The organism is Psychromicrobium lacuslunae, assembly GCF_000950575.1.
GTDB classification, from domain to species: Bacteria; Actinomycetota; Actinomycetes; order Actinomycetales; family Micrococcaceae; genus Renibacterium; species Renibacterium lacuslunae.
On sequence record NZ_CP011005.1, the window covers coordinates 3,083,761 to 3,108,912 of the forward strand.

A 25,152-nucleotide genomic window follows, 5' to 3' on the forward strand; every position below is an offset into this window, starting at 1 on the left:
AGGCTGCTGAGCTTGTTGGCCGTCGCCTTCACCCTTGGCAGAAGTGGTTTCTGATTCACTCCCTTGAGTTAGCGCTCGGTTCGTTCGCTTCGGATGAGTTCCCGGTTTTGCGGTTCAAGACTGTTTTGCTTTTGGTGGCTCGACAGAACGGCAAGTCGTTCATCATGTCTACGCGCTTGTTGTGGCGAATGCTGATGTGGGATGGCCCGGAAGTGGAGCCGCCGCTCATCCTTGGTGCAGCGCATAAGTTGAATGCGGCTGAGGAGATCCTTGATCTGACGACGAAGGCTTTGCAGCGTTCCAGGGTTCGAGGCTATGTGGCGCATAAGTCTGCGGTGAACGGTAACAAGTACTTGGAGTTGACGAATGGGTCTCGTTATAAGTGTGAGGCCGCTTCGGATGATGGCGGTCGTGGGCTGTCTACGACGGATCTTGCTTTTGATGAGTTGCGTCAGCAGCGGGATTGGGAGTCTTGGTCTGCGCTGACTAACACTACAAATGCTCGTTTCTCTTCGCAGACGATAGCGGTGTCGAATGCTGGCACGGGCAAGTCTGCTGTGTTGCGTGGTTTGCGGAAGCAGGCGTTGGATCGTCTGGATGAGTGGGATCGCTATGTGACTGCTGGCTTGATGGACGCGGAGCAGTTCGCGAACGGCCACGACACTACGATAGGGATTTTTGAATGGTCAGCGCCTGAGGGTTGCGACATTTGGGATCGTGAAGGGTGGGCTCAGGCCAACCCGTCAATGGGGCACGAGGACGAACACGGCATCGCCTACGTCACCGAGGACATGCTGGCTTCTAAAGCTGCTCTTGTGGGCGCTCAGGGAGAGGACGGCGTCCCTGAACACGTTTTCCGCACCGAGAATCTGTGCCAGTGGGTTACAGCCGCCGTGGAGTCGGTGTTCGGTCAGGGCGTGTGGGAGGGCGGATCGCAACCGGATTCCTCAATTGCTGAAGATTCCAAGATTTTCCTTTCCGTCGATGTTTCACATAACCGGGAAATGGGCTACATTTCCGCTGCCGGTTTGCGCCCGGACAACAACCGCCACGTTGAGGTGATCTCGCAGCGCGCTGGCACGGAGTGGATTGTTCCGTTCCTGTCGGAGAACTTCGCTGCGACCGGTGCCGAGGCCGTGGTCATCCAGGGCCGTGGCGCTCCAGCGTCCTCGCTCATTGAGCATTTGGAAGCGGCGGGCGTGCCGGTCATTCGGTGCGAAGGTTCAAATCTTGGCGCAGCTCACGGACGCTTCTTCGATGCGGTGAAGGCGCGGACCGTTTTCCATGTTCCCCAGCCGGTCCTTGATGCCGCTGCGGCGGATGGTGTTATGCGTCCGCTGGGGGATGTTTCGGTGTGGGATCGGAAGAATTCGCCGGTCGATGTTCCACCGCTGATTGCTTGCGCACAGGCGATGTGGGCTCTCGACATGGCATCTGTTCGTGAGGCTGATCAGCCAGTTAGTTCGTACAACTCTAGAGGTTTGGTGGTGGTCTAGTGGGAATTCTGGACATGTTCCGCAAGCCTGCCGGTTCAGTGACTTATGACACTGTGACCATTCCGAATCCACAACCGACGTGGCACGAAATGATCGAGCTTTTCGAGAAGGTCAATCGGATGTCCCCGGCACAACTGTGGGCGACCCAGACCAACGTGCGCACGGTGGTTGATTTCTTGGCCCGCAACATTGGCCAGCTCGGCTGGCCGGTCTATCAGAGGGTCTCTGACACTGACCGTGTGCGCCTCAATGATTCGCCTGTTTCGGCTCTGTTGGAGAACCCGAACCCTGCAATGACGGGGTATGACCTGAAAGTTTCCCTCGTCTCAGACATCGCTCTATATGACGAGGCGTGGTGGGTGGTTGCTCAGAACAGTGCAGGGTGGCAGATCCGTCCATTGGCTGTTTCGGGTATCCAGGTCGCCTCAGGTTCCGAGGTTGATGGGTCGCTCGTAATCAGGTACGTCGCCCCCGGCGCAACGTCTCCTGTCGAGATTCCTCTGAAGAACCTGCTGCATTTCCGTAGCTGGACACCGAATTATTCCGACAGGGGATCTCCTGTCGTGGTCTCCCTGAAAGACATGCTCGCGGAGCAGCTCGCGGCGCAAAAGTTTAGGGCAGCGATCTGGAAGAACGGCGGTCAGATCGGCCAATACATTGCCCGACCGAAGGACGCCCCTAAATGGACTGATGACGGCGCTAAACGCTTCAAGGAAGACCTCACCGCCTACCGTGCGAATGGCGGCAAAGAGGGCAGCATGCCTGTTCTTGAAGACGGCATGATCATCAGCACGCCTCGGTTCAACGCCCGCGAAGAGCAATGGCTCGAAGCCACCCAGCTAGCCGTTGAAACGGTGGCTCGGGCATGGCACATCAACCCGGCAATGCTCGGCGCAACTGGCGGGGTCTCCTACGCAAACGTGCGAGAGTTTCGCAAAATGCTCTACGGGGAAACGCTCGGACCCTGGCTGAAAATGATCCAGGACCGCATCAACGCCAAGCTCGTACCTCTGATCGACCCGCGTCCCGGCGTGTACATGGAATTCAATGTGAAGGCGAAACTCGCAGCCAGCTTTGATGAGCAGGCGGCGGTCCTTTCCTCTTCCGTTGGTCGTCCGTGGATGACAGCGGACGAGGCGCGCGGTCTGGAGAACATGCCTGCACTAGGTGGCGAAGCGGCGCAATTGGTGACACCCCTAAACGTCTTAGTGGGAGGTCAAGCATCCCCTCGCGACTCAGCACCTAAAGGTTCCCAAGTCCTGGCTAAGACAGGGCGGACGAAGCTGAAGGCGGGCGGTGATAGCGAATCGGTAGCGGCCACTGCGGCGGTGGTGAAGAAATTCTTTAAACGCCAACGCTCAGTTGTGCTCTCCAGGCTCAGCGCGAAGTCAGACAACCCGCTTTGGTGGGATGGCGACCGGTGGGACAAGGAACTCGGTGACGACCTGTTCAAGGCGGCGGTAGCAGTCAGTAGCAAAGTCGGCGCTGATGCCCTGGCGCAGCTTGGTTATGACCCGGACGAGTACGACGTTGATCGGACACTTGCGTTCCTGAAAGCGGTCGCCAAGTCACGGGCCGGAATGATCAACGCAACCACCCTGGCCCAGTTACAGAAGGCACTCGCCGATCCGGGAGAAGACGAGAACGGCGACCCGCTGACATCACCAGAGTCCGTTTTTGACGATGCTGAGGACGCGCGCGGAGATTCCATCTCAACCACGCTAAGCACTACTTTCAGTGGGTTTGCCGTTACGGAGGCAGCTCAGCAGCAATCTGCCGAGTCAACTAAAACTTGGGTCGTCAACGCTGCTAATCCCCGACCTGAGCATGCCGCGATGGACGGCGAGACGGTGCCGGCCGGTGAGTCGTTCTCGAACGGAGCGAACTGGCCGGGAGATCCGGTTCTTGGTGCGGAGGGTGTGGCTAACTGCACCTGCACCGTGGAGATCACTGTTCCCTGAACGAGCTAACCCAAATGATCGAGACCCCTTTGAGGGTCTTTTTTTATGCCCTTAGGAGGGCGCGATGCTGACAAAAAATATTGACGCCCAATTCAAAGAGGTCGGCGTAAGCGGTGACGGAACATTCGAGGCCATTGTGTCGGTGTTCGGCAACATCGACTCTTACGGCGACGTGGTCGCTAAGGGTGCGTTTGCTGCCACCCTGGCTGACTGGGCAACCAAGGGAGACCCGATCCCGGTGGTGTGGTCACATGACTCGCCCGATCCGTTTTCGCACATTGGCACGGTCACCGAGGCATCCGAAACCGACACGGGTTTACTCGTCAAGGCTCAGCTGGATCTAGATAATCCCAAAGCCGCCCAAGTGTACAAACTCCTCAAGGGACGCAGGGTTACCCAGTTTTCTTTCGCCTACTCGGTGATGGACTCGGGCCCGACCGAGATTGACGGGGTCAAAGCGACCGAGCTGCGCGCCCTCAAGTTGTACGAGGTTGGGCCGACCCTTGTCGGGGCCAACCAAGACACCGAGCTTTTATCGGTCAAATCAGAACTTCTTGGTGCCATCAACGGCGTCAAGGCTGGCCGGGTCTTATCGGCCAAAAACGCGGAACTCGTGAACAACACGATCACCGCACTCGACGCGGCGAAAACCGCACTCAAAACGCTGCTCGATGCAGCAACCAGCGACGAAGGTAAGGCCAGCGCCAGCCAACAGGTCACGGACCAGGAGCCTTCACCGGCCAAGTCTCAGGAACCTGCCGCTCAGGCGTCCGTCGATATCAGCGGGCTGGAGATCTCACTGAAAACTCTCGCATTGGAGGAACTTCTGTGAAAACTCTCGCAGAACTGAAGGCGGAACTTGCAGCACTGATCAAGGCCGCCAAGGAAGATAATCTCACCCCTGAGCAGATCGCCCGGCTGGACACTATCCAGCCCGACATTGAAGCCGCTAAGGCCCGTGAGGCATCCGTGAAGAGCGGAACTGACTTGTTGGATTCGCTCAGCGGTAGCGAACCTGTCGAGCCCGTTGACGGCGTCAAGGCGTCCAGCCTGGGGGACTGGTTCGTCAAGAGCGCTGGGGACCAGCTCGTGGCAGTGAAGAGCACGAACGGTAAGTCCCGGATCGACATCAGCGCTCCCGAATACAAGGCCGCAACTGACCCGCAGGTGACGGGCGGTCCGGATGGGTGGGCCAAACCGATCCTGACCCAGGTTGATCAGAACATTGTTACGGGGTTACGTCGCCGGTTGACCATCGAGGATCTGCTCGGTGCAGAAACCCTTTCGGGTGCTGCTTTGACCTACTTCGTGGAGAACGCTCTCGTTGAGGGCGACTTCGAGTTGGTCAACGAAAACGGTCAGAAGCCGCAATTGCATTTCGGCGACCCTACTGCGGTCACTGAGGCGTTGAAAAAGGTTGCTGGTTGGATTCGCGAATCTGACGAGCTGGCGGAAGATCTGCCGTTCTTGAAGTCCGCTATCGACGGACGTCTGCTGTACCAGTTGGCGCTCATGATCGAAAACCAGCTGCTCAATGGCAGTGGCACCGGCAACAATCTGCGCGGTTTGCTGAACCGGTCCGGCATCCAGACCCAGGACCGTGGCACGACTGCTAACTCGCTGAGCGTCGCTGACGCGATTTTCTCGGCATCCACCAAGGTCGAAACCGGCTCTGGCTTGTCGGCGGATGGTGTCGTCATGCACCCGCTCGACTATCAAGCACTACGCCTGTCCAAGGACGCTAACGGCCAGTACTTCGGCGGCGGGTTCTTCGCAGGACAGTACGGCAGTGGAGCCATCCTGGAGAAGCCCCCTGTTTGGGGTTTGCCAACCGTTGTGACCCCCGCCATTGCGCAGGGAACTGCGCTGGTCGGCTCGTTCAAGCAGGCTGCCAGCACCGTCTCTAAGGGAGGCGTCCGCGTGGATGCTACGAACTCCAACGAAGACGACTTCACAAATAACCGGATCACCATCCGGGCTGAACGCCGTTTGCTGTTGGCAGTTCGTCGCCCGTCCGCTTTCGTCAAGGTGTCCTTGGCCGCGCCAACCGCCTAATCGATGTGTTGGGCTCCCCGAAAGGGAGCCCAACACGTCCTCCACGGAAGGAAAAATTATGGGATTGAAAGAGTACGAGTACGCCGGTTCCACGTACCAGTTCGATGACGAAGAAGTTCCCCAGGGAGCTAACGAAGTCAAAGCCGACAAGCCTGTGCATAAGGCTGTCAAGCCAGAGGATAAGGCGGTGGCAGATGACGCTCCCAAGCCTGCTTCCCGATCCAAGCGCTAACACTGAACAATCACGCCTAGAGGCCGCTGAAGCTGCCGTGAGAGCCTACTGCGGTTGGCACATAGCACCAGTGATCACCGAAGAGATGATTCTCGACGGCTCTGGTTCATGCACGCTGCAACTACCTAGCCTGATGGTCAAGGAAATCACGGCGGCCGTGGTTGATGGCGTCACCTTAGATGCTCAAACACTTGAATGGTCTAAGTCTGGATTTGTTCGGGCGACGGGCCGCTGGACCAACCGGCTCCGAGGTGTGCGCCTTACTGTCAAACACGGTTTCGACGCTGCGCCTGATGTTGTTGAAATCATCCGCTCCGTTGCCGCTCGCGCCGGTTCGTCGCCTGCTGGGATTACCCGCGAGCAAGCGGGGCAGGTGTCAATAACTTACGCGACCGTGGCCCCTGGGGTCGCGGGTGGAACAGTGCTCATGGAACACGAACGGGCCATGCTCGAACCGTACCGCTTGACTGGGAGGTTGTAATGCTCCCATCGCTCATGCGGCAATCCTTCACTCGTTTACGAGCACCGCTGGTGGATGACGGTCACGACAACGAGACGCAGGATTGGTCGAAGGCGCAGGCGTTAGAGATTTCTAACTGCCTCATCACTCCAGGGGCAACCGATGAGGTCATAGCTAACCGAAACGGTGTGCTCATTCAGTTCACTGTGCACGCTCCAGCCGGGGCTGATGTTCAGGCCCTCGACCGTGCGATTTACCAAGGGGTTGAGTACGAGATTGACGGCGAACCCGAGCGATGGGATACCGGCGTTCTTGACCACACCGTGATTTACCTCAAGAAATGGAGGGGGTAATGGCCCAGAAATTCAAAGTCGAAATGAACTCATCCGGGGCGAAAGCCTTACTCGCTGATCCAGCTGTGGTCGCTGACCTTCTCGCTCGCGGCGGGCGAATCCGTTCTGCTGCCGGTGATGGTGTCGAGGTGACGATGATTCGCGGTGGCTATGGCGGAGGTCGCCCTGTGGTGTTCGTTGCTACCGAGACTTCGGAAGCAAAACGCGACGAGGCCATCAATCACTCACTACTAGGGTCGGTGGACAGTGGCCGTTGAGATTATCCGCTTCCCCGACATCGAGAAGCTTCTCTGCAAATACTTGACGAACATGCTGGCGCTCACCGACCAAGCAGGTGTGAAGGCAGGGACTAAGGTCCCGGTCAAGCGGCCGAGAGCGTTTGTTCGTGTGCTGCGCACTGGGGGCGCGCGTCAGAACGTTATCTACGACCGGGCGCAAATTACTGTCGAAGCTTACGCCGATGACGAGGTGACTGCCGAGGATATCGCACAGCTTTGTCGCGGGTTCATTCACCGCATCGACCAAGTAGACGATGTGCAGTTCTACCGGGTGGATGAGTTCGCCGCACCAGCCAACTTCCCTGACCCGCTCACCTCCCAGACCCGCTACATCGCCACCTATCAGATTGGCGTGCGGGGCAAACAAATCAGTCTCTAACCCTTTCAAGGTCCGGGCAACGACCACGAGGGGTAATCATGGCGAACGACGCCACCAAAGTTCTTGTAGGAAAGCCGAAATCTACTGGCGGCGTCTACGTCGCTGATATCGGCACCACTCTACCTACCACCGCAGCGACCGCCCTACCTGAACCGTTCGGCGGTCTCGGCTACGTCTCCGACGATGGCCTGAGTCAGACCATCGCCACCGACAGCGCCAAGATCAAGGCGTGGGGTGGCGACACGGTAAAGGTCATCCGTACCAGCCATGACGTTGAGTACAAACTCACGCTGATTGAAACCACTAAAGGCGTCCTTGCCGAGGTTTACCACAAGGACAACGTTTCGGTGACTGGCAAGCTCACCAAGGTTTCGATCAACTCGAAAGAGTTGGAAAACCGTGTCTGGTCTTTCGAGATGCGCGACGGCAATTTCGATATTCGTGTTGTCGTGCCGGTCGGCAAGATCACCGACATTGGCGAAGTGAAGTGGACCGATGAGGACGCTTCCGGCTACGAAATCACCATCTCCGCCGCCCCCGATGCTGAAGGTAACAAAGCCTACCTGTTCATCGAAGACACCACTGCGGCCTAACAACTAGCGGCGGCGGGTTTTACCTGCCCGGACCTTCCCGCCGCCGCTACCAAACCGTCCGGGCAAGCCACTATGAAAGGTCCAGGCAATGACCGTTTTTCAAGTCCCAGCTTCTAAGGCTGGATACAAGCAGAACCGTTTCGAGTTCACCATGCCGGGTTCGAAAAAGGTGCATTCAATCCCGAAGCTCAGCTTCCTGAAGCCTGAGCTGCTGCTCAAAATGGAAACGCTCTCTCAGGCGCAAGCAATGAACGAGCTTTTCGCTGAATACCTCCCCGAAGTGCTGGGACAGTTTGGCGAGATCTTCCAGCTCGAAGCGCTCTTCAACGCGTGGTCAGAAGCTTCGGAAATGTCCTTGGGGGAATCCGAGGCCTCTACCGCCTCATAGAGGAAAACCGCCCAGCCATTCGCTACGACCTACTGCAAGCCGGGATCAGCCTAGACGATCTCGGCTTCGACGTTTCGTGGACTGATGTGTGGGCGGCCATTAGGTGGGGGCCGCATGATTCGGCACTCAGAAGGTCACAACCCGGCTGGACTCCCTGGACGGAAGAAACCTACATCCAGGCGCTCATCTTCGACCAGTTAGCACTACTCACGCATGCGATGGGTGGCGGTAAGGGACGCAGGCCGAAGCCACTGCCAAGGCCGCAACCGCCTCTAGAGCGGATCGAGCCCAAAGAACTCGAAAAGAACTGGGCGCAGACAGGTGTGATCGGCGGTGAACCGCAAGATCTCGCCGTCATGAAGGAATGGATGGAGGCCAAGAATGGCGTCAGGCGTTGAACTTGCGCGGGCATTCATCACCCTCATACCGGCCATGCCGGGGGCTCAACAGAGCATTACGAACCAGCTTGCCCCGGCCTCAGCGAAGGCCGGGCAGGCCGGTTCCAGTTCACTCGGTGGTGCTTTTGTTAGCGGGCTGAAGAAGTTCGCAGTCCCCGTTGCCGGTGCCTTGGCAGCCTTCAGCGTCGGCAAGTTCATCAAAGGCTCGGTGGCAGAGTTTCAGTCTTACCAGGGTGCTGTGAACGCTTTCGGTCGGATCGCGGGCGGCTCCGTCCAGCAATTCTCGGGGCTGCGCGCAGCCATCCAACTCTCCGGTGTTGACGTGAACGCCGCCCAATCGTCAATGACGATCTTCTCCAAGAATCTGGGTAAGGCTGCGCAGGACGGCACAAAAACAGCCGCGATGGCCAAGACCCTGGGCACGAACTTCCTGGACGCTTCCGGGCAGGTCAAGCCCATGTCTGAGATCCTCCCCGCGCTGTCTGACAAGTTCAAAGCCATGCCGGACGGTGCCCAAAAAACCGCTCTCGCCATGCAGCTCTTTGGCCGTTCCGGCGCTACGCTCCTGCCCTTCCTGAACAAAGGATCAGCGGGCATTGCTGAGCTGACGGCGCAGGCCGGGAAAATGGGGTTGGTCCTGGATGAGACTGACCAGAAAATTTTTGGGGCGTCGAAGTCGTCCATCCGCCAGTTCACCATGTCCATGCAAGGACTCAAGGTGGCTGTCGGGTCCACAGCGCTGCCAATACTGACCGCTTTCGGAAATCTTGGCCGCGCCGTGCTGGTCCCGGTCATTCAACTAATAGCCCGTGGATTCTCAGCGGCGCGTGCCCCGGTGCTGGCCTTCGCCGGTCATGTCCAGGCGATGGCTGACCGGATTGGCGCAATCACCACCGGATTGATTGCCCTCTTCACTAAAGGCGACTTCACTGGCGGTCTTCGTAAGGCTCTCGGCCTTGAAGAGGACTCGAAGATTGTTGGCGTGCTGTTTAGCATCAGGGATGCGGTAGGAGCAGTCTTCAGCAACATCAAAGGCTACTTCACTGGTCTGAATCTTGGTTCTGTTTTCAGCACGCTGGGGCAAAGCTTCGGCCCCCTCATCCCGCAAGTCGTCCAGCTAGCTTCTTCGCTGTCGCCGCTGGGTTTGATCTTCAAATCCCTAGCCCCGCTGCTGCCGCAAATAGGGTCGATGTTCTCCCAGCTCGGCCAGACCCTGGCCACCTCCCTGGGTGCGGCACTCAAGGCTGTTCTCCCGGCACTGGGGCAAGTCGCCCAGTCGCTCACCACCGGTTTGGGACAAGCCTTCCAGGCGATCCTGCCAGCGATCTCCAGCCTTGTACCCGTCATCGGACAAGCCCTCGGGTCACTGGCTGGAGTGATCGGCTCGGTTGTGGCCGCTATCGCTCCGATGATCAGCCAGATCTTGCCGCCCCTGGTGGGCCTGTTCTCACAGCTCATTCCGGTGGTGGCCAACCTGGTGAGTTCGATCCTGCCGCCTTTGGCCTCAATCGTCACAACCATTATCGGCGCGATTGGTCCACTCATCTCAGCAATCCTGCCGCCACTGATTGGGCTGTTCCAAAAGATCATCCCACCGGTAATGCAACTGGTGAGTTCTGTCCTGCCGCCTATCGCAACCCTGTTCGGCGTCATCGTCGCCGCGATTGCACCTTTGATTACACAGATCGCTTCTTTGCTCATCCCGATCATTAATGCGCTCATGCCGGTGGTGACCACTGTGTTCGGGGTGATCGCCTCAATCATCACATCGGTGATGCAGATCATCCAGGGCGTGATCCAGGTCGTGACCGGCATCATTTCGGGCAATTGGTCGATGGTGTGGACCGGGATCAAGAACATTTTCGGTGGGATCTGGAACACCATCGTGAACGTGATCTCCGGTGCTATTAAGATCGTTGGTTCGGTCATCGGTGCTGGGCTGAACATTGCCCGGTCAATTGTGTCCAACGTGCTTGGCGCTATAGGCAATTTCTTCGCCTCGACGTGGCGGAACGTCACCAACGGTGTGTCCGGGTTCATTGGCGGATTCCTCGACTTCTTCCGGAAAATGCCAGGCCAGATCCTCGGCTTCCTGAGTGGCCTCGGCAGCTCGCTGTGGAATATTGGCCGGGACATGATTCAGGGGCTCCTGGACGGGGCTGGGTCACTGCTACGCGGAATTGGCGACTTCTTCCTTCGGATGATTCCGGGCTGGATTGTGGAGCCTTTCAAAGCCGCTTTGGGGATCCATTCGCCCTCGACCGTTTTCCGTGATGAGGTCGGCGCGATGATCCCAGCCGGTTTGGTCGAAGGCATTGATGGCGGGGTAGCTCAGGTCGATGCTTCACTCCGAAGCCTTGTCACAGTGCCCAAGCTTCCTTCTCTCGCTCATTACCGGCCAGCAGCGCCTGAGTATGGCGGAGGGCTGGGCGCAGCGAGCCTGTCAGAGCGCAACAGTCCTCTCGTGCACATCGAAAACCAGTACGTGCAGAAGGACGACACAGCAGCCGACGTGGCGAACGAGCTGGAGTTCAAAGCACGCGCGAAGGCGGGAGGTTTGGTGTTCGCATGATCTACCAAACAACACCCGGCATGTACCGGGTCAGCTGGAACGGCCTTCAACTGGGCGACGGTACCGGGTATTTCGTGAAGAATCTTGAGGGCTGGGATGACGATCCGGGGGTTGATGACGGTTCGGCGGCTAATCCTCAGTCGGCGGGCGGGCAGGATGGCAGGCTTTTGCCGACTGCCCGCACCGTCACCCTGGATCTGGACATTGTGGGAGACACCCAGCAAGAAACCCACGAGCTTCGGATGGCGTTGCTCAGAGCCACACCGATCATTGACCAGATTGGCCGGTTGCTGACGGATAAGGGGTTCGGGCCCGAGTTCGTCAACGCCAGGATCATCCGCCGATCCATCCCGTTGCCTATTGGGTTCGGGAATATCGTGCCGGTGTCGTTGCAGTGGAAGGCTCAAGACCCGCGCCGCTACTCGCTGTCGGAGCACAAAGCAGTCCTGCACCCTTATCAGGCACCGCCTGGCCTGGATTTTGATTTCGATTTGCCGTTCGATTTCCCGGCGAACACGGGCGGGTACAGTAACCGGGCGACACTAACGAATCAGGGTACGTATGACACGCCCTTGAACATCGAGTTGAAGGGTCCGCTTCAAGACCCGGCTTTTACCTTGTATACGCCGGAGCGGGTCCGGGCTTATCGGGTGGCGTTCCCACTCCAGGCCGGGGATACCCTCGTGATCCGGCCTGCGCCCTCGACCGTGGTGCTGAACGGTTCGGCGTCGCGGTACGGGTCGATCCGGGGCGCACTCATCGAGGATCTTTTCATTCCACCGGGCGAATCAACCCTGGCCCTGAACGGTACCGGTTCGGACCAGGCTTCACTGACCGCTTACTGGCGCGACGCCATTATCTAAGGAGCACTTTATGTCTCTTGTAGTCTCCGCTCTGAAGGGTCAGGCACAGGGCTTCGGCGTGACCGGGCAGATTTATCGCAATGCTCTTGCGGCGATGGTTCAAAGCAACGGCCTCGCAGTTGTCGGTGGGGTGGCCTCCGGGTGCACGGTGGCTAATACGTCGGGGATGAGCGGCACCGTTTCCCAAGGCCGTATGGTCGTCCCTGCTGCTTCGACCGCACAGGGCGCGTACGTGGTAACCATTACCCAGGATGAGCCGTTCAGCGTCGGCACCTCTGATGCGACCCGGAACCGCATTGACCGGCTGATCGCCCAGGTCACTGACCCGGACGCAATCGGTGGCGCGGGCACTCCCTCAGCGGTGATCACCGTCCTACCCGGTGCTTACCCTGCTTCGGGCTCGCCGGTACCGCCGCTAACCCCGGCTGGTGCGCTGTCGTTGGGGACAATCCCCGTCCCAGCGGGGGCAACGTCGTGGACGGTGCAGGACAAAGCGGCACAGCTTTATGGGTTGCCGGGGCAGTGGCGTCCAGGGCAACGCTACGCCTCCCACGCCCAAAAGCTCACTGTCACGGTGACCTCGGGTCAGCAGATCGTCAACGCCTTCGCTGGCTTCCCTGTCGGACGGTTCACCGTGCCCCCGCTGCTGTCGGTGACGCTCAGCTCCCTACCTACGGGCATGCAGCGCTTCGATGTGTCGGTTCGTGATGCCACCACTGAGGGGGTGTGGGTCATGCTCACGTCAAAGAATCTTTCTGGTGCACCGAATAACTTCACGATCACTGTGGACGTTGAGGCGTTTCAGATGACCCCGACCTCGGCGGAGGGCTAATGACCTGGCGGCTATTCATCGCCCGCGTCAGGGGTGATGAAACCCTGGGCCAGTTCGAAGCCGACGTAGAGACCGCGACCCGATATATCGGCAAAGCTGGTGAACTTTCGGCCAAGATCGAAATCCCCAATGAAGATGTTGCCCGCAGGTTGCTGACTTGTGTCGGCTCCGAAGCATCGTTGTCGATGTATCTGGCGCAGGGCGATCTGATTTGGTGGGGCGGGCTGCTCGATAAAGACTCCATCAGCTCCGATGGTGGAAAGCTCACGGTGACTCTCGCCGGGGCCACGTTTGAGGGGTACCTTGACCGGCGCGAAGCGCGCCGGAACCAGTACGAATCGATTGCTGATCAGTTCGTGTGGGCGCGCGGCATGGTCATTGAAGCGACGGGCACGCCAGATTCCGATATTGGGCTGACCATCCCTGATAGCGGGTTATCCGGGGTGAAACGGCAGCTGTCTTTCAAGGATGAGGACTCCACTAAATGGGGTGCGATGCTGGCGACGATGGCGAACCGTGCCGACGGGTTTGACTGGGTTATTGATGTGACCGGCACGCCGTGGGAGCGGCAACGCACCCTGATCCTGGCTTACCCGTCCCTGGCTCGCCCAAACGGGTACACCATCCCAGCCGCCGCTGTTAGGTCTTATACGGAGACGCGGGACCGCACCGCTGGGGCAACGTCCTGGCGGATACGTGGTGAAGCACCGGAAGGCTCCAGTGGCACCGACGTACCCGCCCCCATGTCGGATGTTTTCGACGCGACCGACATTCTGGCCGCTGGCGGGCTCCGCACCGATAAGACCGTCACCCGTCAGGGCATGAGTATCAAAGCGAACCTCGACGCCGACGCCGCGCATTTACGCGACACCATGAACGGCAGCACCAGGCTGCTGGACGTGACGTGTGATCTGGAGGCGATCGATCCCGGCATTCTTGGTGCTTATGTGCGGGTGCGGCTGGTCGATTTGATGCACCCAGCTTTGGAGGACGGCACCCCAACCTTGGACCAGGTGCGCCGGTGTATCGGGTACACGATCAAGCCCGCTAAACGCGGCGAAAAAGACACCGCGCAACTTTTGTTTGAGGAACCCACCGACGCTGAGGAGGGCTAAATGGGCACCCAATACCCTCCCGATTTCGCCGGAACCCTGGCACGCCTCGCCCAAGCGGTTGAGGTACTGCAAGCCAAAGCGTCCCGTGCTGACCGTTTAGCGGCTGAGGCTATCGACGGCATGGTCGTCACTGGGGCGACGATCCGCACCAATGACGGACCCGACCGGGTCGAACTCACCGGCGATAACCTTTCCGTTTTCACCGGCAATGTGCTGCAAGTGCTGGTTGGCCCGTCTATTGGTTTGTCGCTGCGTGACCCGAACTCTGGGGAGATGGTTCCACTGTCGGATCAGGCTTTCGGCTCAGCCACCGGCGCGTATCCGGGCACTTTGACGAAAACGATTGCCTCGGGTGGTTCGGCATCGGATTGGCAACTCATCGTCTCCACGCCCGTTTTCACGAGCCGGACGGGCAGGATCAACCTCCAAGCCACCGCGGCGGTATTCAAGGCCAATGGCTACAAGTCCACGATCTTCGCTGAGATGTACCTCACTGGCCCGGACGCTGATGTGCAGATCGCCGGGACGGTGCAAGCCGTCTCGCACACTGACCAGAACGGGTTTATCGGCGGCTCTCAAGTGCCCTTACCCATGATGAAAAACGTGATCGTACCGCCCGGCATTTATCGGCTCAGGGTGCGGTGGAAATTCGCCCCTGGTGCTGCTGCTGGACCGAACGGCGGCTCAACAGATCACGTCGGCACGATCTCCGACATTAACACTTTCGCAACACCACAATAGGAGACCTATCTTGGCTATCGTTACCGGCAATATCAAAGACTTCGGCGCGCAAACCATTGAAGGGGTGAAGCTGACGTTCTGGATGGACGGCGCATCATTCCAAGCAGGCACGCTACTGGCACCGCGCAAAGAGATCATTAAACCGGGCGGGGATGGTTCGTTCAGTGTGGATCTCACCCCGACCGAGGGGTTGAATCCGGCGCGCTGGTATCAGCTCGATATTGATTGGCCGACCAGCGACGACCAAACCCAAGGCACAACCCGGTTGCCGATGGTTTTCAACGTCCCCGCTAGTGGCGGGCAACTCTCTGAACTGCTGGCCGTCAAGCAAGGCCCAACAGCGGTTATCACCAAAGGCGACAAGGGGGATAAGGGGGATACGGGTGCTGATTCGACCGTGCCCGGCCCCGCCAACCAACTCGCCATTGGTACCGTCACTGGTGGTGTGACTGCTGGGGCGAGCATCACCGGTAACCCACCTAACCAGACCCTGAACTTGACCCTGCCGAAAGGTGACAAGGGCGATAAGGGCGATGCTGGTCCGGTCGGGGCAGGAGTCCCCACTGGCGGGGCAGCGTTGCAGGTCCTTCGGAGAAAATCCGACAACTCAACGACCGAATGGGCAACCGCTGACAAGGCCCTGGTTGGGCTCAGCAACGTGGACAACACCACCGACATCAATAAGCCGATTTCGGTGGCGCAGAAAGCCGCGTTTGACGCGATCAAATCCGGGGCCACGGTCCTGCCGTCCTCGGGTACCGGCACGGTCAGGGTGGGGCAAACCCGTGTCGTGCCCGGCATCGACTCCAAGTATGCGGCGTTTCCGTCCGCGACAGTGTTGGCTGATGGCCGGATTTTCCTGGTCTGGCGTGAAGGTGCTGACCATATTGCGGCCCGTGACGGTGTGGTGAAGGCCGCCTACTCATCGGATCAGGGATTGACCTGGACTGCGGCGACCACGATTTTCACGGACCCGACAACTGGTGTGGATTTGCGTGACCCCACCACCTCGACCTCGCCGGATAAGAAAATCCTTTATGTCACCTACATCAAGGGCACCGCGTCACTGAATGCGGCAGGGTTTTTCTTGCGGATCTCCCAAGACCAGGGCGCGACATGGGGTAGCGAGATCAGGATTGACCCGCACCCGTACAGTGCAGGCACGGCACCGATCATCACCCTCCCCAATGGCAATCTTTTGGCGACGTGGTATGGGAAGCAAAACACCTCCGATGCTAAGGACAGCGTGTTTTGGTCGAAGTCCACCAATGGCGGAACCACCTGGGGTGCGCCAGTGAAATTCGCTGACGGCGTCCAAGCCGGGACCGACTTCCAGGAGCCCTACGCGAGCATTCAGGGCCAGTACGTCGTGATCATGTTCCGCTGGGGGAACGCGGACCGGATCGGCATCACCAAGAGTCTCAACGGCGGCACGACGTGGACGAACCCGGCCCCCGCTTTCGTGGGCTCGGGGCGACCGTCGAATCTGATCACCTCGAATTACACGCTGATTTGTGTGTACCGGAACCTGCCCGGTGCGCAGGTCGCTCAGCACGGTGTGATGAGGGTGTCACAAGACCTCGGCGCGACGTGGACGGCCCCGCACCTGGTGGAGCGCACTAACCCCGGCTTCTGGACCTATTCAGGCCCGGTCGAGGTCGGTAAGGGGCAAATCTTCTGCCCCACCACCGTTGAGGTGAGTTCCAGTATTTCGAAACTTTCCTTGAGGTACCTGATTGAGGGCGGCGGGATCTCGCCCTACGGTGACGCAGCAGCGAAGCTCGCCGACAAAGCACTTGACCGCGCCAACACGGTTGCTGTCGCGGATGCGTTTGATCGGGCTGACGGGCCTATTGGGCAGTCGGATAACGGCACTGACTGGGTCGGTACCGGCCCCGTCATCTCCGGCGGCACCCTTTTTGACAACCGCTCAGATGGTTTCAATGTCATCTATGCCAACACGCTCACCGGCGATAACGAGGTAGAGGCTGAGGTGGCTTGGGGCGGGGCGTCAGGGGTTTATCTGCTCTGCCGCGTCCAAGACGCCAACAACTATTTGATGTTCGGCATCGAATCGAACGGGGCCAACGCCCGGCTCTACAAAGTCGTCGGTGGGACCGCAACCCAGCTCGGCACCGCAGCCGTGTCGGCCCCGGCGAATGTTTTCCACAAACTCAAGGTGGTCAACGTCGGCGGGAACGTCCGCTGCTACATCGAAGACATTCAAGTCATTGTCGTCACCGACTCCAGCCTGCAAGGCCAAACATGGGTCGGCTTGAGAACCGGCGTCGCGGCCACCGGCCCGGTGCACCTGGTGCGGAACTTCATCGCCCGCCGACGCGGCGGACTACTCAGCTAACCCAGGGAGGGACATACATGTGGACGGACTGGTTAGCACGACTCTCGGTGGGCTGTTCGCGCAGTTGGGGGTCTTCGGATTCATCATCGTCGTCATTGGTGCGTGCGCTATCTGGTACCTCCGCACTTCGAAGGATTTGCGGGGCGAGAAAACGGGCATTATCGCCAGTAAGGACTCCAGGATCAGTGAACTCGAAGCGGCGAATCGTGAACTTTATGAAGCTCTCATGGACTGCCGCTACCCGAACCGGAACCCAAAACCACCGAAAGAGGGCGTGATCGATGACTAAATTAGAGCGGAAAAGAAGCCTGATCGGGTATCTACTGCTCGTTCTTGTCATTCTGCTACTCGGTGGACTGCTATATCAAAACGCCGCCGTGATCGGACAGAAAGACGCTGCACTGGCCCAAGCGCAGGCCGACCGGGTCAAAGCCCAAGAAGTCTCAACCCGTACCCTGGAGCTCTGCAAGCAGGGACTCATCGTCCAAGATCAGCAGGGCAAAAACTTGTGCCAGGTCGCATCCGAGGTGAAACAGCAAACCGGTCAAGACACGCCACCGCCCGTCGCCGGAGCCCAAGGCCCACAAGGCCCGCGCGGCTTCGAAGGCCCACAAGGGCCAGCAGGTGAAGACGGCCCCCAAGGAGTCGCTGGCAAGCCTGGCCCAGATGGTAAACCCGGCGTGGCTGGTCAAACCATTACTGGGCCGCAAGGCCCGGCAGGTGTGGACGGCGCACCAGGTGCACCCGGAGCTGAGGGTCCGCAAGGAAAAGAAGGCGCACCCGGCAAAGAAGGCCCGCAAGGTCCACAAGGCCCGGCAGGCCCGCAGGGCCCGAAGGGCGACCCGGTATCAAGCATCACAATCACCGCCGCAGACGGCAGCAAACAGCTCTGCACGCCCGTCGCCCCTGGTTCAACAGACATTGCCTGCGTCCTCCAAACACCACCGACCACTACACCGACAGGAGGAACCTCATGAGCCTGAATGGGATCGATATTTCAGGGTGGCAGGCTGGGATTAATCTGGCCGCCGTCCCTGCTGACTTTGTCATCATCAAAGCGACAGGCGGTACCGGTTTTGTCAGCCAAGGCTGCGACGCACAATTCCAGCAAGCCAAAGCATTAGGCAAGCCGCGCGGGATCTACCATTTCGCCCACGAAGCCGGTTACCAGGGCAGCGCCACCAGCGAAGCTAATCACTTCCTGACCCAAACCAAGGGCTATCACGGCGAAGCCATGCTCGTGCTGGACTGGGAGGGCGACAACGTCGCAGATGTGGGCTGGGCCAAAACGTGGCTCGACACCGTCTACGCTGCTACCGGTGTGCGCCCAGTGATTTACATGAATCAGGCGGCTGAGAACTCCTACGACTGGTCCCCGGTTGTTGCCGCTGATTACGCGCTCTGGATCGCGCAGTACCCTTCCTCCGGCGCTCAAGGATACGGAGCACTCTCTGCCCCGCCGCACCTCGTGCACTGGCCGTCAGCAGCACTGTGGCAATACACGGCCACGGGACGCCTGCCCGGCTGGAATGGCGCTCTCGACCTCAACATCTTCACCGGCGACCGAGCAGCCTGGGACGCCTACACCAGAAAACAAGGATCAACCCAGCCAACCCCGAAGGAGCTTTTTACTGTGGCACAATACGACGAAATACAACGCCAGCAAGGCCTCACCCACTCCAAACTGAACAACCTTGCTGTAGCTGTGAATGCGAACGCTCGGCAGAATCAGATTTGGCACGGCCAGTCTCACGCCAAGCTCAATGTCCTCAATGAGATGGTGACCCAGCTAGCACAAAAGCAGGGTGCCACGTTCACCCAGGAGGAGATCACCCAGTGGGCTAAGGAGGGTGCCGCAGCGGCCCTGGCCGAGTCTGTGGTGACCGTCGATGTCAATGTCAATGACAAGTCGCAACCCGAAGCCCAGTAGGGCTACCAGAGCAGTTGTACTGGTTGCTCTTATCTGCGGCTGCTGGGTAGCCGTGTTTGTCATTTTTGCAGCGGTGATGTTCGTCGCAGCTTCTTTGGTTCAATCATTCACCGAAGGCTTGACTGCCTTCCTGCCCTTCTAAGGAGCAACTATGGGCGATCACGAAGCCCTCAAACCTACCCAAACTCGTTTCCCCTGGCGCACAGCTTTTCGCACAGGTCTAGCACTGATACTGCCGCTTATCGCTGGCGCGCCGCTGATCTACCAAGCAGCGACCAACCACGACCCTGCCGCAGCATCCGGCGTAGCAGGAGCCGTGCTACTCGTCACCGGGGGTATTACTCGAGTCATGGCCATACCGGTCGTGAATGAGTTCTTGACCAAGATTGGCATCGGCGCAACACCCAAGCAATAGCAATTCCTAAACGTGAAAGCGGCCTCACCATTCTTTGCGGATTGGTGAGGCCGCTTTTCGTCGTTAAGAGACCTGCCGCCTACGGAGTGTGTGAGTAACCCGGTAGGCGGCAGGCGGCCAGATGGCTACTTAGCCCTGCGAATCTGGATCATCTGCCAGCCGTCGGGTACTTGGGCCTCCACAGCGGACAGGGCGGTCTCGTAGTCGTCGGCCTCTGCTTCGAGTGCACGGGTCTCGGTAGGACGTATCAGCGCTTCAATTCTCATGGTGTCAGTCTATTAGTCTATTTGCTGACCCATTTTGTGTAGGGCGCGGAGGCGGTTGTCCACTGCGGCGTAAGTGCGTCCGAGGGTTGCGGCTTTGTCCTCGATACGTTCGGTGGAGGTCAGGATATATTCGTCCTCGTCGCCGCTCCAGGGCTTGCCGTTGTTGGTTGCTGATAACTGTGTGCGGCCGTTGCGTTCTCGGAGTTGCTTGGCTTTGACGGCCTGGCACTGGTCGCAGGGGCAGGCTTGTCCTGGTAGGTGTCCGCCTGCTTCGAGCGCATTGGCAGCTTTTTGTGCAGCCTTGGCGTGCTCCAAGCGTTTGTATTCGTTCATCGCCGTCATGCATTCGTCGCAGCGGCACCCTTCCTGCCACCGGGCAGGTATTCCATGCTTTTTTGGCTTTTCCACAGCACCAGTGAACCCAGCATTTTTGCCGATCTCTTGGACACGGCTCTCTGACTTGCCAAGGATTTCACCAATCTCTCTCCATGTCAGGCCAGTTTCCCGAAGATTCGCCACGCGGGAAGTTAGCTCGGCTGTGCTCTCCCGCATACGGCGGGTGCCTTTCGGCTCGTGCAATGGCTGACCGCCCAAAAGCCGTCGATAGTGCAACCGGCACAGTCCAAGCCGGTGAGGTGGCGTATCGCACACGGTGCACCGGGACAGCCTGGGGAAGCGCATTTCGCGGGTTGGGTGCTTCATCGTGGAACCGAGGCGGTTTAAGAGATCATAGACAACCCACTGATTGCCACCTAAAATTTCCACAATCTGCTGGGCTGAGTATCCGCGATCAGCAAGGTACTTGTGCTGCCAATACCTGGCATAAGAAAACGGCCTCGAAATTTCATCATTGAGACCAATACGCATTGCTCTCGCCTCAATGGCCCCCACCGTCCGTCCCAGAGTGCCAGCGACCATGGCCCGACTATTTGGATCTCTTTGGATGGTCCACCAAAGATCTGAAAGAGCTTCGTCGTCTTCCTTCGTCCAGATAGGACCAACATTCGGCTCCACACCATATTTCTCGGTGACTCGATAATTCTTAAGCGCACGGGTGCGGGCGAGGACTGCATTGACGCTCCTTCCCAGCACCTCCGATGCCTCTTCCCAGCGCCCCCAAAGCTCCAGCAGGCGACGGTCATCCTCCTCACTCCAGTGACGAGCCATTACGAGTCATTTCCGGCTGCGATCACGGGCGTGTAGAACTCGATGGTGAGGCCTGGCACTTCTTGGGCGACCCTGGCGATCACGGCGCGATGCCATTGGGCTGAATAGGTTGTTTCTGGGTGCTTAGCCCAGAAGTCCGCGTTGACTCGGTAGGTTTGCACTACCACGTCCGTGGCATCCTCTAACGCTTCCACATACCGGCCAACGTTTTCTGCTGTTTCCGCTTCGATGTGTTCCATACCCTCCCGGATGCGCGCCGGGATGGGTGTCTCACTTGACTCGTACCGGTTCCATTGGCGCAGGGCCACGTCGAAATATTCGGCACACCACTCACGGGTCAGGCCGAGGTATTCGCGCACGACTTTTAGCTCAGCAGCCGTCATCGCTTCCTCGACATTGAAGTCGTAAAGGATTTCGGCGTCAAAAATGCTCGTACCCTCGGGCCAGGTCGCGCCGACTTCCTCTAGGGCAGCTTGAGAAGCTTCCAGCAACGGCTCCAGAGCATCATCATCTGCGGTGTCATCTGCCAAGGCACTGATCGCGGCTTGGCGCACCTCACGGGGTAGCTGCTCTATACGCTGTGTCGATAGTCGGCTAGCCTTCCTACTATCAGCTGACTGACCAGCAATCGAAAGATTCGCAGAGATTCTTGTTGAACTCAAGATTATTCACTCCATCCAAAAATTAGGGTGGCGACCCCCAGCTTCGGGGGCTCGCCACCCTCAGTCCTAAAGCTGCTCTTGTAGCTCGCGGTATGCGTCCGGGTCGATAGCGTCATTGTCAATGACGGGGGTCTCAATGCCCAGGGCCAGCCATTCCTGAGCGATTTCCTCCAGTTTGGACTTGACCTGATCAGCGCTGGTGTTCAAATAAACTGCGGCTTCGAAGATGTTCATGGTGTTCTCCCCTTTTAGGGTTCTGGTCTTGGGCTTTTCCCTAACCTGATAAAAATAGTCTATGTCACTAAAGAGGACATTGCAAGCCCTTATCAAGGAAATCTCAAAAGCTTTCCCACCCCGACCACCACCTTGCAACGTTCGAACACTTGTTCTAACTTTAACCGCATGGGAAAGCAGGAGCAGTGGGCGGGTGACCGAACCCCACCGAAGTTTGATGCTCCTGTGCCGCGCCACATACCAGAAGAGCTGATTGACGAGTCAGAGATTCACCGCCCACCAAAAGGGGTCTATGTGTGGGTGACGCTGACCTACCCTGATCAAAAGCCCATGGAGATAGAAGGTATCGCCGGGGCGTGGACGAAAATGTTTGTCAAAGTGGGGCACTCGGAGCACGTGGAGTACTACTCGGGCTGGGTGACTCGCTGGTACCCGGCTTTCAACGTGCGACGCAGGCACGAGGCTGAGCAGCCAGAGTTCGGGCGCGGCGGCAAGTGGCAACCCGCCAGGAACCCTCGACGGTAAGCGAGCTGCATGCCGTGATGTCGCGGCGCAAAGGTGCAAAAGTGACGAAAAAATTTCTACACTCGACTTGACAGCACCCTATTTTAGGGTGTTATGATTCAAGTATAGCCAATGGGGAAGTCCCAGGCAGGGTAGGAGTAGAAACCAAAATGTTGTTGAATGAACTCAAAACCGCAAATCCGGAGCAAATCGCCAAGTTCGTTGCCTCCCACCAGGCACTTCCCTCACTCCCTACCATTTGGGCCGTTGACTACAACGCGCAGACTGCTCGAGTGGTTTTAGATAATGAAGCTCGCGCAGCCGTCCTAGCTCACGCCAATTGGAAGGAATCCTTGGGAGTTGATCGATCAGTGGACCTCAACGTCGTCAACCCTCACACAAATGCTATTGAGGGAATCGTCACCTTCAACCTTTGACGCCAAGGCGGGGAGGGTTAGCCCTCCCCGCCCAGATCAGGAGAAACTATGACTCCCGCACAAGTTGCAGCGATACGACACCTGGTAGGTTTGACCTTCAAAGAACTCGGAATAGATCTGGGCATTAACCCACGCACGATTCGCGGCTGGGAATCTGGAATGTATGCCCCATCGCCCGCTAAAGTCAGCGCAATCCGAAAACTTCGCGGCGAGCATGATGCTGAGCTTCAAGAGCTACTGGACAAAGAAGCATCGGAAGGATTCGTAAAAATTCCGACCGGACCAAGGCCGCTAGGCTGGTACGTCGCCCTGACAGCTAGACTGCTTGACCAGCGGCCCAACGCCCAAGTCACTCGGTCGCCAAGCTTAGACTCTTGACTCGATCAGCTCCGGCCCGTTATTGCGGATATTGCCGACCTCGGGGCCGACTGGGCGGGTTGTGAGCGTGCCCGGCATGCGCGCCACAGCTTCGTCCAGCATTGCGGTCACGGCTATTGGGTCCGTCTGTGTCGAGTCGATCCAATCCCTACCCATCTCTGGCGGCATCACAATAGGCATGCGGTCATGAATCACTGCCATATCATCCGAAGCAGCGGCGGTCAGAATCGTAGTCGAAAGAATCCACGAATCAGGGTTGTCCTTGTCTTCTTGCCACCACTCATACAGCCCAGCGAAGAACAGTACTTCCCCGGCCTCGGGGTAGATGTAGAACGGCTGTTTGTTCTTGGCGTCGAGCTTCTGCCATTCGTAGTATCCACTGGCCGGGATTAGGGCGCGCTGCTTCTTATACGCGCTCCGGAACGTCGGCTTCTCCGCAGCAGTCTCCGAGCGGGCGTTGAATGCGCGGACGGCCTGCTTCTTCTCTTTCGCCCAAACCGGCAGCAAACCCCACAAAGCCATATCCACACTGCCCTGCGGTTCACCCTCAATCAGTTGCTCGCGGATGATCGGGAGCTCCTGCATCGGGCCAGCATTGTAATTCCCGACCCGGATACGCTGATCAAACTCAGCCCAAAACCTATTCACCCACGCCCAATACGCCGGATCAGCCAACATCTGCAGCCGATACTCCATACCCTGCTTAGTTTTCACGCCTACCAGTCGCCCGCACATGCCAAAATTCTACGCCCACTATTAATTTGGCCTGCACCGGTTTAAACTAGATCTCGTCTTCCCCGACCATGCCCGCCTCTGAGCGTGGGCATGAGCCAACCGCCCCAGGGCGTGAAGCTACGTAGCCCTCCACTCATGCGACGGTGGAGGGCTACTTTTTTGTTTATTTTGGTGGCCTATTTGGTGGCCTATGAATCGGATTCAGGCAGACCCCCAGCCACACAAAATTAAAGAAATCGCCTTAAATTCAACGAACAGTGACCTCAGCAGACCCCCAGCCACTCAGTAGCATCGGACTTTTAATCCGTGGGTCGAGGGTTCGAGCCCCTCAGGGCCCACCAACGCACGGGTGTTCAAACCCGGTCCTTCAACCGATTTGAACACCCAGGTTATTTACCTATTTTGATGGGTACTGCTGCCCATTGCTCCGCCTGTGCGCACCCCCTATGGTTCTTGTACCAGATCTATTGAGGGGAAATCGTGAAGAAAAATCTTGTCCGCGGTGTGACTGTTTTGGCGTTAGTTGCTAGCAGCCTCGGGACAGCGGTGAGCGCCGCTCCTGCCGCTGAAGCCTCAACCGCAGGTTGCGCCGCTTCGCTTTATGGTCTTAGCAAACCTTCGCTCTTCCAGTGGGTCAGGCCCGCTGGAAGCATTCAGGCGGTTTTGACGAATTTGCGCACTAGCGACCTCGCGTTGCTACAAAAGAAAACGAGTAGCGGTTGGGTGACGCAGGTCAGAAACACCATGCCTCGGCCCGGGGTGGTACTTACCGCAAATGCGGCGAAGGGTACGAGCTGGCGGGTTGTGGTCAAGCGCGGGCCGATCTCGACCGGCTACTGCGCTACTTATACCTTCGGCCCGGTAACCCGGTAATCCCGACAGTCGGTCACCAGTCAGCTCGGTAACCAGTCAGGTGAAGTAAGCCAGTAATAACTTTACCGGCCGGCGCTCAGCTTGCCTGTAGCGCGGTCCCGGTGCGGTATAACTCAATCAACAGCGGGCGCAGCCGGAGGCCGTGCTCGGTGATGCGATAGCTGCTCCGCGCCGGGAAGCCGCTGATCAGCGTCTTTTCTACGAACCTGGCGGCTCGGAGTTCATCCAGTCGCTCGGTGAGCACCTTATCGCTGAGCTCTGGTAGTGAGGCCGCCAGTTCGGAGTACGACTGGGGGCCTCCGGAGATTAGATTGCGCAACAGCAGTGTGGTCCATCGGCCGGAAACCGCGGCCAACGCAACCTCAACCGGACAATCCGGTGTCGGTGCTTGGCTCTGCCCGGCCTCGCTTGGCACAAGCTCCTGATCCCATCGGGGACTTACCGTTTGGTGAGTCATTTCGCCTCCTGCTTCGCTG

General features: G+C 58.5%; 30 protein-coding genes. 24 read left to right on the top strand and 6 right to left on the bottom strand.

What is annotated here, in order from left to right:
- Positions 1-107: 107 nt before the first annotated feature.
- The 21 genes from UM93_RS14570 (at position 108) to UM93_RS14670 (ending at position 19,420) form a co-directional block, all read left to right on the top strand.
- Complete coding sequence (locus UM93_RS14570; RefSeq protein ID WP_267884346.1) at positions 108-1,496, top strand: terminase large subunit domain-containing protein; 1,389 nt, start codon at positions 108-110, stop codon at positions 1,494-1,496.
- Positions 1,496-3,457, top strand: coding sequence for a phage portal protein (locus UM93_RS17280; RefSeq protein WP_052663820.1), 1,962 nt, complete (start codon positions 1,496-1,498; stop codon positions 3,455-3,457). The genes UM93_RS14570 and UM93_RS17280 overlap by 1 nt, the downstream gene beginning before the upstream one ends.
- A 64-nt stretch (positions 3,458-3,521) precedes the next feature.
- Positions 3,522-4,289, top strand: coding sequence for an HK97 family phage prohead protease (locus UM93_RS14580; RefSeq protein ID WP_045076265.1), 768 nt, complete (start codon positions 3,522-3,524; stop codon positions 4,287-4,289).
- Positions 4,286-5,512: a phage major capsid protein gene (locus UM93_RS14585; protein WP_045076266.1), complete on the top strand. Its 1,227-nt coding sequence runs from the start codon at positions 4,286-4,288 to the stop codon at positions 5,510-5,512. Before UM93_RS14580 ends, UM93_RS14585 begins: the two co-directional genes overlap by 4 nt.
- A gap of 58 nt (positions 5,513-5,570) precedes the next feature.
- Positions 5,571-5,744, top strand: a complete 174-nt coding sequence (locus UM93_RS17755) for a hypothetical protein (protein ID WP_157874167.1) — start codon at positions 5,571-5,573, stop codon at positions 5,742-5,744.
- Positions 5,745-5,814: 70 nt separating this feature from the next.
- Positions 5,815-6,225 carry a hypothetical protein gene (locus tag UM93_RS17285; protein ID WP_157874168.1) on the top strand — a complete coding sequence of 137 codons (411 nt, stop codon included), beginning with the start codon at positions 5,815-5,817 and terminating at the stop codon, positions 6,223-6,225.
- Positions 6,225-6,557, top strand: coding sequence for a hypothetical protein (locus UM93_RS14595; protein ID WP_045076267.1), 333 nt, complete (start codon positions 6,225-6,227; stop codon positions 6,555-6,557). Before UM93_RS17285 ends, UM93_RS14595 begins: the two co-directional genes overlap by 1 nt.
- Entirely contained in the window at positions 6,557-6,814 is a 258-nt protein-coding gene (locus UM93_RS14600; protein ID WP_045076268.1) for a hypothetical protein, read from the top strand. The genes UM93_RS14595 and UM93_RS14600 overlap by 1 nt, the downstream gene beginning before the upstream one ends.
- Positions 6,804-7,214 (top strand): hypothetical protein, encoded by a 411-nt coding sequence (locus UM93_RS14605; protein WP_045076269.1) that lies wholly within the window; start codon positions 6,804-6,806, stop codon positions 7,212-7,214. The genes UM93_RS14600 and UM93_RS14605 overlap by 11 nt, the downstream gene beginning before the upstream one ends.
- A 38-nt stretch (positions 7,215-7,252) precedes the next feature.
- Entirely contained in the window at positions 7,253-7,807 is a 555-nt protein-coding gene (locus tag UM93_RS14610) for a phage tail tube protein (protein WP_045076270.1), read from the top strand.
- An 88-nt stretch (positions 7,808-7,895) separates the two neighbouring features.
- A complete protein-coding gene (locus tag UM93_RS14615) occupies positions 7,896-8,195 on the top strand; it encodes a hypothetical protein (RefSeq protein ID WP_045076271.1) in 300 nt (99 codons plus the stop codon).
- Between the two features lie 381 nt (positions 8,196-8,576).
- Complete coding sequence (locus tag UM93_RS14625; protein WP_045076274.1) at positions 8,577-11,165, top strand: phage tail protein; 2,589 nt, start codon at positions 8,577-8,579, stop codon at positions 11,163-11,165.
- Positions 11,162-12,028 carry a phage tail family protein gene (locus UM93_RS14630; protein ID WP_045076275.1) on the top strand — a complete coding sequence of 289 codons (867 nt, stop codon included), beginning with the start codon at positions 11,162-11,164 and terminating at the stop codon, positions 12,026-12,028. Before UM93_RS14625 ends, UM93_RS14630 begins: the two co-directional genes overlap by 4 nt.
- Positions 12,029-12,038: 10 nt before the next feature.
- A complete protein-coding gene (locus UM93_RS14635) occupies positions 12,039-12,860 on the top strand; it encodes a hypothetical protein (RefSeq protein ID WP_045076276.1) in 822 nt (273 codons plus the stop codon).
- The gene (locus UM93_RS14640; RefSeq protein WP_045076277.1) at positions 12,860-13,975 is read left to right on the top strand and encodes a hypothetical protein; all 1,116 of its coding nucleotides are present in this window, start codon (positions 12,860-12,862) and stop codon (positions 13,973-13,975) included. The genes UM93_RS14635 and UM93_RS14640 overlap by 1 nt, the downstream gene beginning before the upstream one ends.
- Entirely contained in the window at positions 13,976-14,716 is a 741-nt protein-coding gene (locus UM93_RS14645) for a hypothetical protein (protein WP_045076278.1), read from the top strand.
- A gap of 10 nt (positions 14,717-14,726) precedes the next feature.
- Positions 14,727-17,075, top strand: a complete 2,349-nt coding sequence (locus UM93_RS17290; RefSeq protein ID WP_052663822.1) for a sialidase family protein — start codon at positions 14,727-14,729, stop codon at positions 17,073-17,075.
- A gap of 19 nt (positions 17,076-17,094) precedes the next feature.
- On the top strand, positions 17,095-17,364 hold the full coding sequence (locus UM93_RS14655) for a hypothetical protein (RefSeq protein ID WP_045076279.1): 270 nt from the start codon (positions 17,095-17,097) through the stop codon (positions 17,362-17,364).
- Positions 17,357-18,052 carry a collagen-like domain-containing protein gene (locus tag UM93_RS17295; protein ID WP_052663823.1) on the top strand — a complete coding sequence of 232 codons (696 nt, stop codon included), beginning with the start codon at positions 17,357-17,359 and terminating at the stop codon, positions 18,050-18,052. The genes UM93_RS14655 and UM93_RS17295 overlap by 8 nt, the downstream gene beginning before the upstream one ends.
- Positions 18,049-19,005 carry a GH25 family lysozyme gene (locus tag UM93_RS17300; protein WP_052663824.1) on the top strand — a complete coding sequence of 319 codons (957 nt, stop codon included), beginning with the start codon at positions 18,049-18,051 and terminating at the stop codon, positions 19,003-19,005. The genes UM93_RS17295 and UM93_RS17300 overlap by 4 nt, the downstream gene beginning before the upstream one ends.
- 151 nt (positions 19,006-19,156) lie before the next feature.
- Positions 19,157-19,420, top strand: coding sequence for a hypothetical protein (locus UM93_RS14670; RefSeq protein ID WP_045076280.1), 264 nt, complete (start codon positions 19,157-19,159; stop codon positions 19,418-19,420).
- 125 nt (positions 19,421-19,545) lie between these two features.
- Here the strand turns inward: UM93_RS14670 and UM93_RS17865 are convergent, their stop codons facing one another.
- The 4 genes from UM93_RS17865 to UM93_RS17760 form a co-directional block, all read right to left on the bottom strand.
- Entirely contained in the window at positions 19,546-19,686 is a 141-nt protein-coding gene (locus UM93_RS17865) for a hypothetical protein (protein ID WP_199921763.1), read from the bottom strand.
- Between the two features lie 12 nt (positions 19,687-19,698).
- A complete protein-coding gene (locus UM93_RS14675) occupies positions 19,699-20,853 on the bottom strand; it encodes a hypothetical protein (protein WP_045076281.1) in 1,155 nt (384 codons plus the stop codon).
- Positions 20,853-21,407, bottom strand: a complete 555-nt coding sequence (locus tag UM93_RS14680; protein WP_052663825.1) for an Aca2/YdiL-like domain-containing protein — start codon at positions 21,405-21,407, stop codon at positions 20,853-20,855. Before UM93_RS14680 ends, UM93_RS14675 begins: the two co-directional genes overlap by 1 nt.
- A 174-nt stretch (positions 21,408-21,581) precedes the next feature.
- Positions 21,582-21,749 carry a hypothetical protein gene (locus tag UM93_RS17760; RefSeq protein WP_157874169.1) on the bottom strand — a complete coding sequence of 56 codons (168 nt, stop codon included), beginning with the start codon at positions 21,747-21,749 and terminating at the stop codon, positions 21,582-21,584.
- A 168-nt stretch (positions 21,750-21,917) separates the two neighbouring features.
- Here UM93_RS17760 and UM93_RS14685 point away from each other — a divergent pair, with 168 nt between their 5' ends.
- Positions 21,918-22,274, top strand: a complete 357-nt coding sequence (locus tag UM93_RS14685; RefSeq protein WP_045076283.1) for a hypothetical protein — start codon at positions 21,918-21,920, stop codon at positions 22,272-22,274.
- 149 nt (positions 22,275-22,423) lie between these two features.
- A complete protein-coding gene (locus UM93_RS14690) occupies positions 22,424-22,690 on the top strand; it encodes a hypothetical protein (RefSeq protein WP_045076284.1) in 267 nt (88 codons plus the stop codon).
- Positions 22,691-23,056: 366 nt separating this feature from the next.
- Here UM93_RS14690 and UM93_RS14700 read toward each other — a convergent pair whose 3' ends face one another.
- Positions 23,057-23,803, bottom strand: coding sequence for an SOS response-associated peptidase (locus UM93_RS14700; RefSeq protein WP_045076286.1), 747 nt, complete (start codon positions 23,801-23,803; stop codon positions 23,057-23,059).
- A gap of 480 nt (positions 23,804-24,283) precedes the next feature.
- On the opposite strand from UM93_RS14700, the gene UM93_RS14710 reads away from it, so the two are divergent.
- Positions 24,284-24,676 (top strand): hypothetical protein, encoded by a 393-nt coding sequence (locus UM93_RS14710; protein WP_157874170.1) that lies wholly within the window; start codon positions 24,284-24,286, stop codon positions 24,674-24,676.
- Positions 24,677-24,752: 76 nt separating this feature from the next.
- On the opposite strand, the gene UM93_RS14715 is transcribed toward UM93_RS14710, so the two are convergent.
- Positions 24,753-25,133 carry a winged helix-turn-helix transcriptional regulator gene (locus UM93_RS14715; protein WP_052663826.1) on the bottom strand — a complete coding sequence of 127 codons (381 nt, stop codon included), beginning with the start codon at positions 25,131-25,133 and terminating at the stop codon, positions 24,753-24,755.
- Between the last annotated feature and the right edge of the window lie 19 nt (positions 25,134-25,152).

What these genes read in the sequence shown, in the direction of transcription:
- UM93_RS14580 (WP_045076265.1), top strand. Translation starts at nt 3,522, where the DNA reads ATGCTGACAAAAAATATTGACGCCCAATTCAAAGAGGTCGGCGTAAGC.
- UM93_RS17755 (WP_157874167.1), top strand. Translation starts at nt 5,571, where the DNA reads ATGGGATTGAAAGAGTACGAGTACGCCGGTTCCACGTACCAGTTCGAT.
- UM93_RS14595 (WP_045076267.1), top strand. Translation starts at nt 6,225, where the DNA reads ATGCTCCCATCGCTCATGCGGCAATCCTTCACTCGTTTACGAGCACCG.
- UM93_RS14600 (WP_045076268.1), top strand. Translation starts at nt 6,557, where the DNA reads ATGGCCCAGAAATTCAAAGTCGAAATGAACTCATCCGGGGCGAAAGCC.
- UM93_RS14610 (WP_045076270.1), top strand. Translation starts at nt 7,253, where the DNA reads ATGGCGAACGACGCCACCAAAGTTCTTGTAGGAAAGCCGAAATCTACT.
- UM93_RS14615 (WP_045076271.1), top strand. Translation starts at nt 7,896, where the DNA reads ATGACCGTTTTTCAAGTCCCAGCTTCTAAGGCTGGATACAAGCAGAAC.
- UM93_RS14625 (WP_045076274.1), top strand. Translation starts at nt 8,577, where the DNA reads ATGGCGTCAGGCGTTGAACTTGCGCGGGCATTCATCACCCTCATACCG.
- UM93_RS14630 (WP_045076275.1), top strand. Translation starts at nt 11,162, where the DNA reads ATGATCTACCAAACAACACCCGGCATGTACCGGGTCAGCTGGAACGGC.
- UM93_RS14635 (WP_045076276.1), top strand. Translation starts at nt 12,039, where the DNA reads ATGTCTCTTGTAGTCTCCGCTCTGAAGGGTCAGGCACAGGGCTTCGGC.
- UM93_RS14640 (WP_045076277.1), top strand. Translation starts at nt 12,860, where the DNA reads ATGACCTGGCGGCTATTCATCGCCCGCGTCAGGGGTGATGAAACCCTG.
- UM93_RS14645 (WP_045076278.1), top strand. Translation starts at nt 13,976, where the DNA reads ATGGGCACCCAATACCCTCCCGATTTCGCCGGAACCCTGGCACGCCTC.
- UM93_RS17295 (WP_052663823.1), top strand. Translation starts at nt 17,357, where the DNA reads ATGACTAAATTAGAGCGGAAAAGAAGCCTGATCGGGTATCTACTGCTC.
- UM93_RS17300 (WP_052663824.1), top strand. Translation starts at nt 18,049, where the DNA reads ATGAGCCTGAATGGGATCGATATTTCAGGGTGGCAGGCTGGGATTAAT.
- UM93_RS14670 (WP_045076280.1), top strand. Translation starts at nt 19,157, where the DNA reads ATGGGCGATCACGAAGCCCTCAAACCTACCCAAACTCGTTTCCCCTGG.
- UM93_RS17865 (WP_199921763.1), bottom strand. Translation starts at nt 19,686, where the DNA reads ATGAGAATTGAAGCGCTGATACGTCCTACCGAGACCCGTGCACTCGAA.
- UM93_RS14675 (WP_045076281.1), bottom strand. Translation starts at nt 20,853, where the DNA reads ATGGCTCGTCACTGGAGTGAGGAGGATGACCGTCGCCTGCTGGAGCTT.
- UM93_RS17760 (WP_157874169.1), bottom strand. Translation starts at nt 21,749, where the DNA reads ATGAACATCTTCGAAGCCGCAGTTTATTTGAACACCAGCGCTGATCAG.
- UM93_RS14685 (WP_045076283.1), top strand. Translation starts at nt 21,918, where the DNA reads ATGGGAAAGCAGGAGCAGTGGGCGGGTGACCGAACCCCACCGAAGTTT.
- UM93_RS14690 (WP_045076284.1), top strand. Translation starts at nt 22,424, where the DNA reads ATGTTGTTGAATGAACTCAAAACCGCAAATCCGGAGCAAATCGCCAAG.
- UM93_RS14700 (WP_045076286.1), bottom strand. Translation starts at nt 23,803, where the DNA reads ATGTGCGGGCGACTGGTAGGCGTGAAAACTAAGCAGGGTATGGAGTAT.
- UM93_RS14715 (WP_052663826.1), bottom strand. Translation starts at nt 25,133, where the DNA reads ATGACTCACCAAACGGTAAGTCCCCGATGGGATCAGGAGCTTGTGCCA.